The following is a 15664-nucleotide window of genomic DNA, read 5'->3' as shown; positions in this document are numbered from 1 at the left end:
CCGCTCACACCCCCGCCCTCAGCGCACGCAAGCCAACCACTCGACGAAGGTCGCGACTCCAGAGTCACATCTTGGGTTCGCTTTGGGCGTCATCCATTCGGAGATCCCAGTGCTTTTGTCTCTCAAGGGAAATTTCCCGCCCGCCATCCTGGCGCTTGCAGACGGCACGGTCTTTCTCGGCAACTCGATCGGCGCCACCGGCGTCTCGACCGGCGAAGTGGTGTTCAACACCGCCATGTCCGGTTACCAGGAAATCCTGACCGACCCGAGCTATTGCCAGCAGATCGTGACGCTCACGTATCCGCACATCGGCAACTATGGCGTCAATGGCGAGGACATCGAGTCCGACAAGATCCACGCCGCGGGCCTGATCATCAAGGACCTGCCCCTGGTCGCATCGAACTTCCGCAAGACGGCCACGCTGAACGAGTATCTGGTGCGAGGCAACACGGTTGCCATCGCCAATATCGACACCCGCAAGCTCACCCGCCATCTGCGCACTTACGGCGCGCAGAACGGCAGCATCCACGGCCTGGCGCAAGGTGAGACCGTGACGCAGGCGTTGATCGACAAGGCCATTGCCGCTGCACAGGCAGCGCCCAGCATGGCCGGGCTCGACCTGGCGAAGGTCGTGTCGGTCAAGGAAACCTATGAATGGACGCAAACCGAGTGGAAGCTCGTGCATGTGGATGGCAAGCCCGGGTACGGCGTGCAGATCACACCGAAGTTCCATGTGGTCGCCTACGACTATGGCGTCAAGAAGAACATTCTGCGCATGATCGCGCAGCGTGGCGCGCGCATCACTGTGGTTCCGGCGCAGACGCCGGCGGCCGATGTGCTCAAGCTCAAGCCCGATGGAATCTTCCTGGCCAATGGCCCCGGCGACCCGGAGCCTTGCGACTACGCCATCGAGAGCACCCGCGAACTGATCGAAACAGGTATCCCGGTCTTCGGCATCTGCCTGGGCCATCAGATCATGGCGCTCGCCTCGGGCGCCAAGACCTTCAAGATGAAGTTCGGCCACCACGGCGCCAACCATCCCGTGAAAGACCTCGACAACGGCCGCGTGAGCATCACCAGCCAGAACCACGGTTTCGCGGTCGACGAGAAGACATTGCCCGCCAACCTGCGTCCCACTCACATCAGCCTGTTCGATAACACGCTGCAAGGGCTGGCACGTACGGACAAGCCGGCATTCTGCTTCCAGGGCCACCCGGAAGCCTCGCCCGGTCCGCACGACATCGGCTACCTGTTCGATCGCTTCACCGCACTCATGCAAAGTCACAAAGAAGGACAGAAGAATGCCTAAGCGCACCGACCTCAAGAGCATCCTCATCATCGGCGCCGGCCCGATCATCATCGGCCAGGCCTGCGAATTCGACTACTCCGGCGTTCAGGCCTGCAAGGCGCTGCGCGAGGAGGGCTACAAGGTCATCCTGATCAACAGCAATCCCGCGACGATCATGACCGACCCGGCCACCGCCGACGTGATCTACATCGAGCCGATCACCTGGCAGACGGTCGAGAAGATCATCGCCAAGGAGCGTCCGGATGCCATCCTGCCGACCATGGGCGGACAGACCGCACTCAACTGCGCGCTCGACCTGTGGCACAACGGCGTGCTCGCCAAGTACAAGGTCGAGCTGATCGGCGCCACGCCCGAAGCCATCGACAAGGCCGAAGACCGTCTCAAGTTCAAGGACGCGATGACCAAGATCGGCCTGGGCTCGGCACGCTCGGGCATCGCTCATTCGCTGGACGAGGCCTGGGCCGTCCAGAAGACGGTCGGCTTCCCGGTGGTGATCCGCCCCAGCTTCACGCTCGGCGGCACCGGCGGCGGCATCGCCTACAACCCGGAAGAGTTCGAAACCATCTGCAAGCGCGGCCTGGAGGCCTCGCCCACCAATGAGCTGCTCATCGAAGAGTCGCTGCTCGGCTGGAAAGAGTACGAGATGGAAGTGGTGCGCGACAAGGCGGACAACTGCATCATCGTCTGCTCGATCGAGAATCTGGACCCGATGGGCGTGCACACCGGCGATTCGATCACCGTGGCCCCGGCGCAGACCCTATCGGACAAGGAATACCAGATCCTGCGCAATGCCTCGCTGGCCGTCCTGCGCGAGATCGGCGTCGATACCGGCGGCTCGAACGTTCAGTTCTCGATCAATCCCAAGGACGGCCGCATGGTCGTGATCGAGATGAACCCGCGCGTGTCGCGCTCGTCGGCCCTGGCCTCCAAGGCCACGGGCTTTCCGATCGCCAAGGTCGCGGCCAAGCTGGCCGTGGGCTACACGCTCGACGAATTGCGCAACGAGATCACGGGCGGCGCGACGCCCGCGAGTTTCGAGCCCAGCATCGACTATGTGGTCACCAAGATCCCGCGCTTTGCGTTCGAGAAATTCCCCCAGGCCGACTCGCGCCTGACGACCCAGATGAAGTCCGTGGGCGAGGTCATGGCCATGGGCCGCACCTTCCAGGAGTCCTTCCAGAAGGCACTGCGCGGGCTCGAAGTCGGTGTCGATGGTCTCAACGAGAAGACGCAGGACCGCGAAGTGCTCGAGAAGGAACTTGGCGAGCCGGGCCCCGACCGCATCTGGTACGTTGGCGACGCTTTTGCCATGGGCCTGAGCGTGGACGAGGTGTTCGCGCTGACGAAGATCGACCCCTGGTTCCTGGTGCAGATCGAGGAGATCGTGAAGATCGAACTCGAACTCGAGACCAAGTCCCTCGACGACATCGACCGCGACACGTTGCTCGCGCTCAAGAAGAAGGGCTTCTCCGACCGCCGCCTCGCGCGCCAGCTGAAGACCACCGACACCGCCATCCGCGAGAAGCGGCGCGCTCTTGGCGTTCGCCCGGTCTACAAGCGCGTCGATACCTGCGCGGCCGAGTTCGCGACCAACACCGCCTACATGTATTCGACCTACGAGGACGAGTGCGAGGCCGCGCCGACCGACAAGAAGAAGATCATGGTGCTCGGGGGCGGCCCGAACCGCATCGGCCAGGGCATCGAGTTCGACTACTGCTGCGTGCATGCCGCGCTTGCCCTGCGCGAGGACGGCTACGAGACCATCATGGTCAATTGCAACCCCGAGACCGTCTCGACCGATTACGACACCAGCGACCGGCTGTACTTCGAGCCCCTCACGCTGGAAGACGTGCTCGAAATCGTCGACAAGGAAAAGCCGACCGGCGTGATCGTGCAATACGGTGGCCAGACGCCGCTCAAGCTTGCGCTCGACCTCGAAGCCAATGGCGTGCCGATCATCGGTACGAGCCCTGACATGATCGACGCGGCCGAAGACCGCGAACGCTTCCAGAAGCTGCTGCACGAACTCAAGCTGCGGCAGCCTCCCAACGCAACCGCGCGCACCGAGGCGGAGGCGCTCGAGAAGGCCGCAGCGCTGGGCTATCCGCTGGTGGTCCGTCCAAGCTACGTGCTCGGCGGCCGCGCGATGGAAATCGTCCACGAGCAACGCGACCTGGAGCGCTACATGCGCGAGGCCGTCAAGGTCAGCAATGATTCGCCGGTGCTGCTCGATCGATTCCTGAACGATGCCGTCGAATGCGATGTCGACTGCCTGCGCGATGCCGAAGGCGCTACCCTGATCGGTGGCGTCATGGAGCATATCGAGCAGGCCGGTGTGCACTCGGGCGACTCCGCCTGCTCCTTGCCGCCCTACAGCCTGAAGGCCGAGACCATCGCCGAACTCAAGAGGCAAAGCGCGGCCATGGCCGAGGCCCTCAACGTGGTCGGCCTCATGAACGTGCAGTTCGCGATCCAGGAGAAGGATGGCCAGGATGTGATCTACGTGCTGGAAGTGAACCCGCGCGCCTCCCGTACGGTGCCCTTCGTGAGCAAGGCCACCGGCATCCAGCTCGCCAAGGTGGCGGCCCGCTGCATGGCGGGTCAGTCGCTGGCTTCGCAGGGCGTCACCAAGGAAGTCACGCCGCCTTATTTCAGCGTCAAGGAGGCCGTCTTCCCCTTCGTCAAGTTCCCCGGCGTCGACACCATCCTCGGTCCTGAAATGAAGTCGACCGGCGAGGTGATGGGTGTGGGCAAGACCTTCGGCGAAGCCTTCGTGAAGTCGCAAATCGGCGCCGGCACGCATTTGCCGAAGTCGGGCAAGGTCTTCATTTCGGTCAAGAACAACGACAAGCCGCGTGCGGTGGACGTTGCGCGCGGCCTGGCCGCGCTGGGCTTCGAGCTCATCGCGACCAAGGGCACGGCCGCTGCGATCAACGCCGCGGGCATCGCCTGCGCGGTTGTCAACAAGGTCACCGAGGGCCGCCCGCATATCGTCGACATGATCAAGAACAAGGAAATCGCGCTGGTGATCAACACGGTTGAGGAGCGCCGCAACGCCATCGCCGACTCCCGCCAGATCCGGACCTCGGCACTACTGGCCCGCGTCACCACCTTCACGACCATCTTCGGCGCCGAGGCCGCAGTCGAAGGCATGCGCCACATGGATGAGCTCGGCGTGATCTCGATCCAGGAAATGCACAAGCAGCTCGCACTCGCCGCGTAGCCGCATGAAGACCTCGCCGATGGAAACGCAGCTCGTTGAACTCGATCTGGCCGACTGGAATGGCGCCGCGCCGAACGAGGCATGGATCGCTGCGCTCGAGTCGGGCAAGGTGCTGTACTTTCCTCGGCTCGGCTTCGAGGTGCTGCCCGAAGAGCGCGCATTGCTCACGCCGAGGCTGCTTTCGCCCGATGTGCGCAACATCAGCCTGGACGCGCAAGGACACCTCAAGGGCGTGGCGGGGGACGACGCGATCCAGCGCTCCGCCGCGGCGATGATCGGGCGCTTCCGTGCGCAGGCGCAGCAGCTCATCCATGGACTGCTGCCTCATTACACGCCGGCGCTGCGGCTCGCCCCGACCAGCTTCCGTCCGGCGCAGGTCGAAACGCGCGTGCAGTCCTGGCGAGCTGACGATCGTCGCCTCCACGTCGATGCCTTCCCCTCCCGTCCCAACTACGGTGAACGCATCCTCAGGGTGTTTACCAACGTCAATCCCGACGGCGCACCGCGCGAATGGCGGGTGGGCGAGCCCTTCGAGACAGTGGCCAGGCGCTTTCTTCCCCGTGCCAAGCCTTACTCGCGCTGGCAGGCCCGCCTCCTGCGGGCTTTGCGAGTGACGAAATCCCTGCGCAGCGAGTATGACCATCTGATGCTCCAGCTTCACGATGGCATGAAATCCGACCTGAGCTACCAGAAAAACGCCGAGCAGCAGACCGTGCTTTTCCCCCCGGGCTCGGTGTGGGTATGCTTTTCTGACCAGACCTCGCACGCCGTCATGTCGGGCCAATACATGCTCGAACAGACGCTGCACCTGCCCCCTGCGAGGCAATACAATCCGAATTCGAGCCCGCTCGCCATCCTGAGCCGGCTGACCGGACGCAAACTCGTCTGATCTTTCTCTCCCATCCGACCGCCGAACGGCATCGTTCGGCGGTTTCGCTTTATGGAGCAAACAACATGGCAACCATTCCCATCACCAAGCGTGGCGCAGAGAAGCTGCGCGAAGAACTCCACCGGCTCAAGACGGTCGACCGGCCGTGGGTCATCAACTCGATCGCCGAAGCGAGAGCGCAGGGTGACCTGAGCGAGAACGCCGAATACGAGGTCGCCAAGGATCGCCAGGGCTTCATCGAAGGACGCATCCAGGACATCGAAGGCAAGCTGTCGGCGGCCCAGATCATCGACCCGTCGCAACTCGATGCCGGCGGCAAGGTCGTATTCGGATCCACCGTCGAGCTGGAAGAGGAAAAGACCGGAGAGGCGGTCAAGTACCAGATCGTCGGCGAGGACGAAGCCGATCTGAAGCTGGGGCTCATCAACATCTCCAGTCCGATCGCCCGTGCCTTGATCGGCAAGGAAGAGGGCGATACGGCCGAAGTGCAGGCGCCAGGCGGCGTGAAGCGCTACGAGATCGTGGCCGTCAGCTACCTCTGACGGGCCACCGGGCATGAAGGACCGCATCGCGCTGCTTCTGGCCGCCCTCTGGTGGGGTAGCCTGACGACGATCGGCTTCCTGGTTGTTCCGATGCTGTTCGCCAGGATCGGCAGTCCTGCCGTGGCCGGCAATTTTGCGGGCCAGTTGTTCGCGGCCCAGAGCTGGGTTGCAATCGGTTGCGGCCTGGTGCTCCTGATCCATTTCCGGGCCAAGGCGGACGAGCGCATGGATGGGCCGGCGCGAAATGCCATTGGCCTCGTTCTGGCGGCCTTGCTGCTGGCCCTGCTGCAGGAATACGCCGTCGCACCCCACATCCTGGCGCGCGACAACCTGAAGCTCTGGCACGCGGTCGGCAGCGGCATGTACCTCGGCCAATGGCTTTGCGCCGGTGTACTGCTCTGGCGCATGGGGCCGCGCCCGCGCGCCGATTGAAGACCGACCGATCACGCCTTCCAGAATGCAGTGATCCAGCGCGCGGGTCGTATGAACCGGAAGCGCCGATTGCGCCGCCCCGCCAGGGCGTCGGGCGGATTGCACTCCCCATGGAAGACCATGATGCGGGCGTCGTGAGGCACGAAAGGTTCGCGCCAGTAGTTCAGGGGCCAGGTCGGAATGCCGTGGTACTTGAAGCTCGGGCACCATTCGGCCGGCCAGTACTTCAACTTGCCTTGCCGGTGGAGAAAATCGGACAAGTAGGCCTGTTCGTTGCGAAATTCCTTCTGCACCGCATCCATGTTCTCGCGGAAATTGGCCAGAACATCCGCGTGCGCGCCCAGTTCGAAGCGATATACCGACGAGTTCCCGGTGATACGCCGTCGCCGCCAGGGCCGCTCGTAGTCGTGGATGATCAGGAACTCGCCGGGGTATTCGAAGAACGCGTCGAGACTGCCGACGACGACGACGTCGAGATCAACGAACAGGGCAGTCCCACGCAGGCCATGGAGGTCCCGCTCGAAGGTGGTCAGCTTTTTCCAGGCGCGGTCGACCTGTCCAGGTGCCAGTTCCAGGTCCAGCGGCGGTATCGGCAGGCATTGGACCTCGCTGCGGATGCCCTTGCTGTCATCGGTCAGGCAGACGAAGTTGAAGTCGCCGCTCAGATGCCGCCGCACCATCGCATAGAGGCGATTGACGTAGTCGGGCCCGTACTTCGTGCCCCACTTCATGCAGAGGACATGGCGCTGCCGCCCTCCTTCCGGCTGGCTCGGCATCCTCAGTCGCCCTGGCGACGCTTCTTGACTGACAGCGGCCTCTTGGCCTTTGCCCGCTTGATCGTGCCGCCTGGGGTCAGGCGCTGGTTGCCGAGCACGCGCAGGGTCTTGATTTCGGGGTGTTGCCCGAAACGCTTGGCGTACTTGATGACCTTGACATCGCGCGGACCCGGCATGCGGTCCTCGTCGATTGCGCGTTCCTTCTCGGGTATCGGCCGCCAGAGCACGAGCAGCTTGCCGATGTGCTGGATCGGCGCTGCGCTCAATTCGTCGGCGAGCGTCTGCAGCATCGCTTCGCGCGCGGGGCGGTCGTCGGAGAACACGCGCACTTTGATCAGGCCATGGGCCTTGAGTGCGGCGTCGGCTTCCTTCTTGACGGCTGGTGTAAGCCCGTCGCCACCGATCATGACGATCGGATCCAGATGGTGCGCTTCGGAGCGGTGCACCTTGCGCTGCGCAGGGGTAAGTTGAATGGCGGGCATCCCCGTATTATCGAGTGTCAATGAATCCCAAATCGAAAAGCAAGAAAGTCAATAAGGCGTGGCTGCATGACCACATCAACGATCCGTACGTGAAATTGGCCACCCGAGAGGGCTATCGGGCCCGCGCCGCCTACAAACTCAAGGAAATCGACGAGACCTTTGGCTTGATCCGGCCCGGGCAGGTGGTGGTCGACCTGGGCTCGACGCCAGGGGCCTGGAGCCAGTATGTGAGGCGGAAGATGTCACCTTCCGGCGCCGCTGCCGGTGCGCTCGACGGCACCATCATTGCGCTCGACCTCCTGCCGATGGAGCCGATCGAGGGCGTGACCTTCCTGCAGGGGGATTTTCGGGAAGCCGAGGTGCTCGAACAACTGGAGCGCGTCCTGAATGGCCGCCTTGCGGATGTGGTCATTTCGGACATGGCTCCCAATCTGTCCGGGATTGCATCGGCCGATACGGCCCGCATTGCGCATCTCGTGGAGCTTGCCATCGAGTTCGCGCGGCATCATATGAAGCCGGAGGGCGCGCTCGTCGCCAAGGTCTTCCACGGCAGTGGCTACAGCGAGCTCACCCGGCTCTTCAAGGACAATTTTCGAGTGGCAAAGCCGGTCAAACCCAAGGCCTCGCGCGACAAGTCGTCGGAGACCTTCATGGTGGGAATCGGGCTCAGGACTGGTCTCGAAAACGGGCTCAACAATGCCGATACGAATTGATACGCGGCGGAGGGCTGTGCGCGTCGGTTGAAAACCATCGCCGTCATAGGCTCTCCATAGGGAAATTCCGACGTTTCGCAGGTTGAAAAGCCTAAAATGAACGCCAATTGCTTGCCCTCGGCGCTGCTTTTCTTTTTCCGTCGGCATGCGCTTTTGACCTGGAGCTTCGTTTGAACAATCAGTGGTTTTCCAAAGTAGCCGTCTGGCTCGTCATCGCGATGGTGTTGTTCACTGTGTTCAAGCAGTTCGACACCCGCGGCGTGGCGGGAGCGGGCAGCGTCGGCTATTCCGACTTTCTCGAGGAAGTTCGCAACAACCGCATCAAGAGCGCCACGATCCAGGAAGGCCAGGGCGGCAGCGAGATCGTCGCGATCACCAACGACGACCGCAAGATTCGCACGACTGCCACCTACCTTGATCGTGGGCTAGTCGGCGACCTGATCGCCAATAACGTCAAGTTCGATGTCAAGCCGCGCGAAGAGGGCTCGCTCCTGATGACGCTGTTGGTGAGTTGGGGGCCAATGTTGCTGCTGATTGGAGTCTGGGTCTATTTCATGCGACAGATGCAAGGAGGTGGCAAAGGCGGCGCCTTCAGCTTCGGCAAGAGCAAGGCCCGCATGCTCGACGAGAACAACAACCAGGTCACTTTCGCCGACGTCGCGGGCTGCGACGAAGCCAAGGAAGAGGTCAAGGAGGTCGTCGACTTCCTGAAGGACCCTGCCAAGTTCCAGAAGCTCGGCGGCCGCATTCCGCGAGGATTGCTGCTGGTCGGCCCGCCTGGAACCGGCAAGACGTTGCTGGCGAAGGGTATTGCCGGTGAGGCCAAGGTTCCCTTCTTCTCGATTTCAGGCTCGGACTTCGTCGAAATGTTCGTCGGCGTGGGCGCGGCCCGCGTGCGCGACATGTTCGAGAACGCCAAGAAGAACGCACCCTGCATCATCTTCATCGATGAAATCGACGCGGTCGGCCGCCAGCGCGGCGCGGGCTTGGGCGGTGGCAACGACGAGCGCGAGCAGACCCTGAACCAGATGCTGGTCGAAATGGACGGCTTCGAAACCAACCTGGGCGTGATCGTGGTCGCCGCGACCAACCGGCCTGACATCCTCGATGCAGCCTTGCTGCGCCCCGGGCGTTTCGACCGCCAGGTCTACGTGACGCTGCCGGACATCCGTGGTCGCGAACAGATCCTCAACGTCCACATGCGCAAGGTGCCGCTGGGCCAGGACGTGAACCCGAGCGTCATCGCACGCGGCACCCCTGGCATGTCGGGCGCCGATCTGGCCAACCTGTGCAATGAGGCCGCGCTGATGGCTGCGCGCCGTAATGCGCGCGTTGTCGAGATGCAGGACTTCGAGAAGGCCAAGGACAAGATCTTCATGGGCCCGGAGCGCAAGAGCATGGTGATGCCCGAGGAGGAGCGCCGCAATACGGCCTACCATGAGTCTGGCCATGCGCTGATCGGCAAGCTGTTGCCCAAGTGCGATCCGGTGCACAAGGTCACCATCATTCCTCGCGGCCGTGCGCTGGGCGTCACGATGAGCCTGCCGGCACAGGACCGCTACAGCTACGATCGCGAGTACATGCTCAACCAGATCAGCATGCTGTTCGGCGGCCGCATCGCAGAAGAAGTGTTCATGCACCAGATGACTACGGGTGCCAGCAATGACTTCGAACGTGCCACGCAGATCGCCCGCGACATGGTAATGCGGTACGGCATGACCGAGTCACTTGGACCGATGGTGTACGCCGAGAACGAAGGCGAAGTCTTCCTCGGCCGTTCCGTCACCAAGACCACCAACATGAGCGAATCGACCATGCAGAAGGTTGACGCCGAGGTGCGCCGCATCATCGACGAGCAATATGCCCTGGCGCGTCGCCTGATCGAAGAGAACAGCGACAAGATGCATGCGATGGCCAAGGCCTTGCTCGAATGGGAAACCATCGACTCCGAGCAACTCGACGACATCATGGCCGGACGCGCGCCGCGGCCGCCCAAGGATTGGGCACCGCGCATTCCGCCTTCGGGCAGCGGCGGTGGAAGTGGCGGTACCCCGGCGGTCAACCCGGATCCGGCACCCACGGCGGCCTGAGCATGACGCTTTGGCGATCAACGGGGCCTCTGGCCCCGTTTTTTCATTGGGGGATCGCATGATCGCGATCTGGCGCACGACGCGCTTTGCGATCGATCTGTCGCAGCCTCGGGTGATGGGCATCGTCAACGTCACCCCCGACTCCTTCTCCGATGGCGGCGCGCACGCGTCGACGGACGCGGCTGTGCGGCATTGCCAACATCTGGTGGACGAAGGGGCAGATATTCTCGACATCGGCGGAGAGTCGACGCGGCCGGGCAGTCCTGCGCTGCCGCTCGACGTCGAACTCGCGCGTGTGCTGCCTGTGCTGCGTGAGGCCCTGAAACTGCAGGTACCGATTTCCGTCGACACCTACAAACCCGAGGTGATGCGCGCGGCGCTTGACCATGGCGCGGACATCATCAACGACATATGGGCGCTTCGCCAGCCCGGCGCCCGGGCAGCCGTTGCGGGCCATTCCTCCTGCGGCATCTGCCTGATGCACATGCATCGCGACCCGCAGACCATGCAGCTCGCGCCGATGGAGGGCGACGTGGTTCCCGCGGTGCGCGCGTTTCTGGAGCGGCAGGCAGCAGCGCTCTTGCCGTTCAATGTCGATCCGGCGCGCATCGTTCTTGATCCGGGCATTGGTTTCGGCAAGACGGTGGCGCAAAACTTTGCCTTGCTTGCGCGTCAGCATGAATTGCTGAATGCCGGCTGGCCTCTGTTGGCGGGCTGGTCGCGCAAGTCCTCGCTCGGTGCGGTCTCGGGCATCGACGCGGCGGGCGAGCGCATGGTGCCCAGTGTGACTGCGGCGGTGCTCGCCGCCGAGCGCGGAGCATCGATCGTTCGCGTGCACGATGTGCGAGAGACAATCGCCGCATTGGCTGTCTGGCGTGCGATGAACAAAGAGCAACAAGGACAGGAGCCCCATTCATGACCAGAAAGTATTTCGGCACCGACGGCATCCGCGGCACGGTCGGTCAGCCGCCCATCACGCCCGACTTCGTATTGCGGCTTGCCCACGCCGTCGGCCGAGTGCTCAAGAGGACCGAGACCCGCCCGACGGTGTTGATCGGCAAGGACACGCGCATCTCGGGCTACATGCTCGAATCGGCGCTCGAATCCGGATTCAATTCGGCTGGCGTCGACGTTGTGCTCCTCGGGCCGCTGCCGACCCCCGGCGTCGCCTACCTGACGCGAGCTCAGCGCGCCAGCCTGGGGGTTGTGATCAGCGCGAGCCACAACGCGTTTCCGGACAACGGCATCAAGTTCTTCAGCGCCCAGGGCCGGAAGCTCAGTGACGAATGGGAACTCGCGGTGGAGGCGGCGCTCGAGGAAGCTCCGGTCTGGGCTGATTCCGCGCAGCTCGGAAAGGCGCGCCGGCTCAATGATGCGCCCGGCCGCTACATCGAATTCTGCAAGAGCACCTTCGCCAGCGACCTCACGCTGCGAGGCATGAAGCTGGTGGTCGATGGCGCGCACGGTGCTGCTTATTCGGTGGCGCCACAAGTGTTCCATGAGTTGGGTGCGGACGTCACGAGCATCGGCTGCGCGCCCGACGGGCTGAACATCAACAAGGACGTCGGGGCCACGCATCCGCAGGCCCTGATCGACGCGGTCCGCGCACGCGCGGCGGACTATGGCATCGCGCTCGACGGGGACGCGGACCGGCTGCAACTCGTGGATGCCAGCGGACGGCTCTTCAATGGCGACGAGTTGCTCTACCTGATGGTGATGGAGCGCATCGCGCGCGGCGAAAAGCCATCGGGTGTGGTCGGTACGCTGATGACCAACAAGGCGGTCGAGGTGGCGCTGCGGGGCCTGGGCATCGAGTTCGTGCGCGCCCGCGTGGGCGATCGCTATGTCCTCGAAGAGCTCGAGAAGCGCCACTGGTTGCTGGGCGGCGAGGGTTCCGGCCACCTGCTCGCGCTTGATCGCCACACGACGGGCGACGGCATCGTGAGCGCGCTTCAGGTCCTGCAGGCCTGCGTGCGCAGCGGAAAGCGCGTTGGGGAGTTGCTGGCAGGCGTGACGCTGTTCCCCCAGACGCTCATCAATGTTCGGCTCGCGCCAGGACAGGACTGGAAGGCCAGCGCGTCGCTGGCGGCCGAGATCCTGCGCGCGGAAGCCGAACTCGGCGATTCGGGGCGGGTGTTGATTCGCGCCAGCGGTACCGAGCCGCTCCTGCGCGTCATGGTCGAGGCGCGCGACGCATCGCGGGCCGAGGCTTGCGCGCAACGGCTGGCTGCGACTGTCAAGGAAGGCTGAGGATGCTGGTTGACATCCAGTTCGTCGACTATCGAAATCCGGTGCACGCCCGGGCACTCGTCGATTTGCTGGACGCCTACGCACGCGACCCTGCCGGCGGAGGCACGGCGCTGGCCGCTGAGGTGCTGGATCAGCTCCCCGCGGCATTGGCTGCACTGCCGCATGCGTTCAGCGTGCTGGCCTACGAGAGCGAACAGCCGGTGGGCCTCATCAATTGCATCGAGGGCTTTTCGACTTTTGCGTGCAAGCCTCTGGTGAATGTGCACGATGTGATCGTCCTGGCCAGCCACCGCGGCCAGAGAATCGCGCAACTCATGCTCGGCCGCGTCGAGCAAGAGGCCAGGCGCCGAGGTGCATGCAAGCTCACGCTCGAAGTGCTCTCGGGCAACCCGAGCGCACTGCGGGCGTACGAGCGCGAAGGCTTTGAGGGCTATCGGCTCGACCCGGCCTTCGGCTCCGCGATGTTCCTGCAGAAGATGCTCTGAGCCAGGCTTCCCTGCATGCTGTGGTTGCGACCCCCTTGCCGGGGGCGCTCCCGCGCGGGATTGCCGATCAGAAGCGCGTGACCGGCATCTCGTCGTCGCCCTTGCTGGGCGCATACTTGCCCAGTTCCCATTTGGCGATCGCATTGCGGTGCACCTCGTCCGGGCCATCCGCAAAACGCAAGGTTCGCGCGCCGGCATAGGCATAGGCGAGCGGGAAGTCGTCGCACATGCCCCCACCGCCGTGCACTTGCATGGCCCAGTCGATCACCTGGCAGGCCATGCTGGGCGCCACCACCTTGATCATCGCGATCTCGGTCTTTGCGACCTTGTTGCCCGCTACATCCATCAGCCATGCCGCCTTGAGCGTGAGCAGGCGCGCCATGTCGATCTTGCAGCGTGCTTCGGCGATGCGCTCCTGCGTGACGGTTTGCGATGCGACCGTCTTGCCGAAGGCCACGCGCGCGGAAGCCCGCTTGCACATGAGTTCCAACGCGCGCTCGGCCAGGCCGATCAGGCGCATGCAGTGGTGAATGCGTCCAGGGCCAAGGCGGCCTTGCGCGATCTCGAAACCACGGCCTTCGCCCAGCAGGATATTTCCAACGGGCACGCGCACATTCTCGAAGTACATCTCGACATGCCCGTGCGGAGCGTCGTCGTAGCCCATCACGTTGAGGGGGCGCACAATGCGGATGCCTTTGGCATCCGCAGGCACCACCACCATGCTCTGCTGCGAGTGCCTTGGCGCGTCGGGATCGGTCTTGCCCATGGTGATGTAGACCGCGCAGCGTGGGTCTGCAGCGCCTGAGATCCACCATTTGCGGCCGTTGATCACATACTCGTCGCCTTGGCGCTCGATGCGGGTCGCGATGTTGGTGGCGTCGCTCGACGCGACGTCGGGCTCGGTCATTGCAAAGGCCGAGCGGATCTGCCCTTCGAGCAGCGGCTTGAGCCAGCGCGCCTTGATCTCGTCCGAGCCGTAGCGAGCGATGGTCTCCATGTTGCCGGTGTCCGGTGCCGAGCAGTTGAAGGCTTCGCTGGCCCATGGCACGCGTCCCATGATCTCTGCGAGCGGTGCGTACTCCTGGTTGGTCAGGCCCGCCCCTTCATAGCCCGAGGCCGCTGCGCTGTCGACCGGAAGAAACAAGTTCCAGAGGCCTTGCGCTTTCGCCTTGTCCTTGAGCCTTTCGACCGTCTTGAGCGCGGTCCAGCGCTTGCCCGCGGCGGTGTTGGCCACCAGTTCGGCCGCGTACTCGGCTTCGGCAGGGTAGATGTAGTCGTCCATGAACGCGGTGACGCGCTTCTGCAAGTCCTTGGTCTTGGCCGAGTATTCGAAGTCCATGTTGTCTCCTGTGAATGTGGGAATGGCTTCAGGCCTTCTGCGCAAATCGCCAGGCCATCTCGGCCATGGGGCGCGCGCCGCGGCCGGACGCCACCGCCTGTTCGCTCGAGGCGGTACCGGCCTCGACGCGCTTGGCGATGCCCTGCAGGATCGCGGCCATGCGAAACAGGTTGTAGGCCTGGTAGAAGTTCCAATCGGGTGCCAGCGCTTCGGGCGTCGTGAGGCGCGTGCGGTCGCAGTAGCTGCGGATGTATTCGCTTTCGGTCGGAATGCCCAGGCTCTTCAGGTCGAGCCCGCCGAGGCCGCGGAAAGCCCCCGGAGCGATGTGCCACGACATGCAGTGGTAGCTGAAATCGGCGAGGGGGTGTCCCAGCGTCGAAAGCTCCCAGTCGAGAACGGCGATCGCGCGCGGCTCGGTCGGGTGGAACATCAGGTTGTCGAGGCGGTAGTCTCCATGCACGATCGAGGTCATCCTCTCGTCGCGGGCACTGGCGGGCATATGGGCGGGCAGCCATTCCATCAGCCTGTCCATTTCAGGAATAGGCTGGGTGATCGACGCGACGTACTGCTTGCTCCAGCGGCCGATCTGGCGCTCGAAATAGTTGCCCGGCTTGCCGTAGTCGGCGAGGCCGCGTTCGGCGAACTTCACCGTGTGCAGCGCCGCGATGACGCGGTTCATCTCGTCGTAGATGGCGCCGCGTTCGGCGTTGCTCATGCCGGGGAGGGATTGGTCCCACAGCACGCGTCCGGCCATGAACTCCATCACATAGAAAGCCCTGCCGATGACAGCCTCGTCTTCACACAGGCAATACATGCGGGGCACCGGCACGTCCGTACCGGCGAGGCCGCTCATGACCTTGAACTCGCGCTCGACCGCATGGGCCGAAGGCAGCAGCTTGGCGACCGGGCCCGGTTTGGCGCGCATCACGTAGCTCTGCGAGCGAGTGATGAGTTTGTAGGTCGGGTTGGATTGCCCCCCCTTGAACATTTCGACCGTCAGTGGTCCCTTGAAGCCGTCCAGGTTCTTCTCGAGCCACGCGGTCAGCGCTTCGATGTCGACGCTGTGCTGCTTGGAGACGGCACGGGTGCCGACGAAGTTGGTGAAGTCCTGGGTCATGTCTCTGCAGTGGGTG

14 protein-coding genes are annotated in these 15664 nt (G+C 63.7%); 10 read left to right on the top strand and 4 right to left on the bottom strand.

Annotated features, from left to right (window positions below; genetic code table 11):
* Nucleotides 1-109 precede the first annotated feature (109 nt).
* From carA to AC1DNF_RS09775, 5 genes are all read left to right on the top strand, one after another.
* Nucleotides 110-1309: a glutamine-hydrolyzing carbamoyl-phosphate synthase small subunit gene (gene carA / locus AC1DNF_RS09795; protein WP_478148381.1), complete on the top strand. Its 1200-nt coding sequence runs from the start codon at nucleotides 110-112 to the stop codon at nucleotides 1307-1309.
* Complete coding sequence (gene carB, locus AC1DNF_RS09790; protein ID WP_478148380.1) at nucleotides 1302-4532, top strand: carbamoyl-phosphate synthase large subunit; 3231 nt, start codon at nucleotides 1302-1304, stop codon at nucleotides 4530-4532. The genes carA and carB overlap by 8 nt, the downstream gene beginning before the upstream one ends.
* 19 nt (nucleotides 4533-4551) lie before the next feature.
* The gene (locus tag AC1DNF_RS09785; RefSeq protein WP_478148379.1) at nucleotides 4552-5421 is read left to right on the top strand and encodes a Kdo hydroxylase family protein; all 870 of its coding nucleotides are present in this window, start codon (nucleotides 4552-4554) and stop codon (nucleotides 5419-5421) included.
* 65 nt (nucleotides 5422-5486) lie between these two features.
* The gene (gene greA, locus AC1DNF_RS09780) at nucleotides 5487-5963 is read left to right on the top strand and encodes a transcription elongation factor GreA (RefSeq protein WP_478148378.1); all 477 of its coding nucleotides are present in this window, start codon (nucleotides 5487-5489) and stop codon (nucleotides 5961-5963) included.
* Nucleotides 5964-5976: 13 nt separating this feature from the next.
* Nucleotides 5977-6396, top strand: coding sequence for a DUF4149 domain-containing protein (locus AC1DNF_RS09775; protein WP_478148377.1), 420 nt, complete (start codon nucleotides 5977-5979; stop codon nucleotides 6394-6396).
* A gap of 11 nt (nucleotides 6397-6407) precedes the next feature.
* Here AC1DNF_RS09775 and AC1DNF_RS09770 read toward each other — a convergent pair whose 3' ends face one another.
* Nucleotides 6408-7172, bottom strand: a complete 765-nt coding sequence (locus AC1DNF_RS09770) for a glycosyltransferase (protein ID WP_478148376.1) — start codon at nucleotides 7170-7172, stop codon at nucleotides 6408-6410.
* 2 nt (nucleotides 7173-7174) lie between these two features.
* A complete protein-coding gene (locus tag AC1DNF_RS09765; RefSeq protein WP_478148375.1) occupies nucleotides 7175-7654 on the bottom strand; it encodes a YhbY family RNA-binding protein in 480 nt (159 codons plus the stop codon).
* A gap of 20 nt (nucleotides 7655-7674) precedes the next feature.
* Here AC1DNF_RS09765 and AC1DNF_RS09760 point away from each other — a divergent pair, with 20 nt between their 5' ends.
* From AC1DNF_RS09760 to AC1DNF_RS09740, 5 genes are all read left to right on the top strand, one after another.
* The gene (locus AC1DNF_RS09760; RefSeq protein WP_478148374.1) at nucleotides 7675-8367 is read left to right on the top strand and encodes an RlmE family RNA methyltransferase; all 693 of its coding nucleotides are present in this window, start codon (nucleotides 7675-7677) and stop codon (nucleotides 8365-8367) included.
* A gap of 170 nt (nucleotides 8368-8537) precedes the next feature.
* Nucleotides 8538-10457: an ATP-dependent zinc metalloprotease FtsH gene (gene ftsH, locus AC1DNF_RS09755; protein ID WP_478148373.1), complete on the top strand. Its 1920-nt coding sequence runs from the start codon at nucleotides 8538-8540 to the stop codon at nucleotides 10455-10457.
* A 58-nt stretch (nucleotides 10458-10515) separates the two neighbouring features.
* Nucleotides 10516-11376 (top strand): dihydropteroate synthase, encoded by an 861-nt coding sequence (gene folP / locus AC1DNF_RS09750; protein ID WP_478148372.1) that lies wholly within the window; start codon nucleotides 10516-10518, stop codon nucleotides 11374-11376.
* Nucleotides 11373-12707, top strand: coding sequence for a phosphoglucosamine mutase (gene glmM / locus AC1DNF_RS09745; protein ID WP_478148371.1), 1335 nt, complete (start codon nucleotides 11373-11375; stop codon nucleotides 12705-12707). The genes folP and glmM overlap by 4 nt, the downstream gene beginning before the upstream one ends.
* 2 nt (nucleotides 12708-12709) lie before the next feature.
* On the top strand, nucleotides 12710-13192 hold the full coding sequence (locus AC1DNF_RS09740; protein ID WP_478148370.1) for a GNAT family N-acetyltransferase: 483 nt from the start codon (nucleotides 12710-12712) through the stop codon (nucleotides 13190-13192).
* 67 nt (nucleotides 13193-13259) lie between these two features.
* On the opposite strand, the gene AC1DNF_RS09735 is transcribed toward AC1DNF_RS09740, so the two are convergent.
* Nucleotides 13260-14531 carry an acyl-CoA dehydrogenase family protein gene (locus AC1DNF_RS09735; protein ID WP_478148369.1) on the bottom strand — a complete coding sequence of 424 codons (1272 nt, stop codon included), beginning with the start codon at nucleotides 14529-14531 and terminating at the stop codon, nucleotides 13260-13262.
* Nucleotides 14532-14559: 28 nt separating this feature from the next.
* Entirely contained in the window at nucleotides 14560-15648 is a 1089-nt protein-coding gene (locus AC1DNF_RS09730) for a phosphotransferase (protein ID WP_478148368.1), read from the bottom strand.
* Nucleotides 15649-15664: the final 16 nt, after the last annotated feature.

It is taken from the genome of Variovorax sp. 01T432 (genome assembly GCF_056398605.1).
The sequence above is the reverse complement of the archived record's forward strand: the minus strand, read 5'-3'. Positions and strand labels throughout refer to the sequence as shown.

What these genes read in the sequence shown, in the direction of transcription:
- carB (WP_478148380.1), top strand. Translation starts at nt 1,302, where the DNA reads ATGCCTAAGCGCACCGACCTCAAGAGCATCCTCATCATCGGCGCCGGC.
- AC1DNF_RS09785 (WP_478148379.1), top strand. Translation starts at nt 4,552, where the DNA reads ATGGAAACGCAGCTCGTTGAACTCGATCTGGCCGACTGGAATGGCGCC.
- greA (WP_478148378.1), top strand. Translation starts at nt 5,487, where the DNA reads ATGGCAACCATTCCCATCACCAAGCGTGGCGCAGAGAAGCTGCGCGAA.
- AC1DNF_RS09775 (WP_478148377.1), top strand. Translation starts at nt 5,977, where the DNA reads ATGAAGGACCGCATCGCGCTGCTTCTGGCCGCCCTCTGGTGGGGTAGC.
- AC1DNF_RS09770 (WP_478148376.1), bottom strand. Translation starts at nt 7,172, where the DNA reads ATGCCGAGCCAGCCGGAAGGAGGGCGGCAGCGCCATGTCCTCTGCATG.
- AC1DNF_RS09765 (WP_478148375.1), bottom strand. Translation starts at nt 7,654, where the DNA reads ATGCCCGCCATTCAACTTACCCCTGCGCAGCGCAAGGTGCACCGCTCC.
- AC1DNF_RS09760 (WP_478148374.1), top strand. Translation starts at nt 7,675, where the DNA reads ATGAATCCCAAATCGAAAAGCAAGAAAGTCAATAAGGCGTGGCTGCAT.
- folP (WP_478148372.1), top strand. Translation starts at nt 10,516, where the DNA reads ATGATCGCGATCTGGCGCACGACGCGCTTTGCGATCGATCTGTCGCAG.
- glmM (WP_478148371.1), top strand. Translation starts at nt 11,373, where the DNA reads ATGACCAGAAAGTATTTCGGCACCGACGGCATCCGCGGCACGGTCGGT.
- AC1DNF_RS09740 (WP_478148370.1), top strand. Translation starts at nt 12,710, where the DNA reads ATGCTGGTTGACATCCAGTTCGTCGACTATCGAAATCCGGTGCACGCC.
- AC1DNF_RS09735 (WP_478148369.1), bottom strand. Translation starts at nt 14,531, where the DNA reads ATGGACTTCGAATACTCGGCCAAGACCAAGGACTTGCAGAAGCGCGTC.
- AC1DNF_RS09730 (WP_478148368.1), bottom strand. Translation starts at nt 15,648, where the DNA reads ATGACCCAGGACTTCACCAACTTCGTCGGCACCCGTGCCGTCTCCAAG.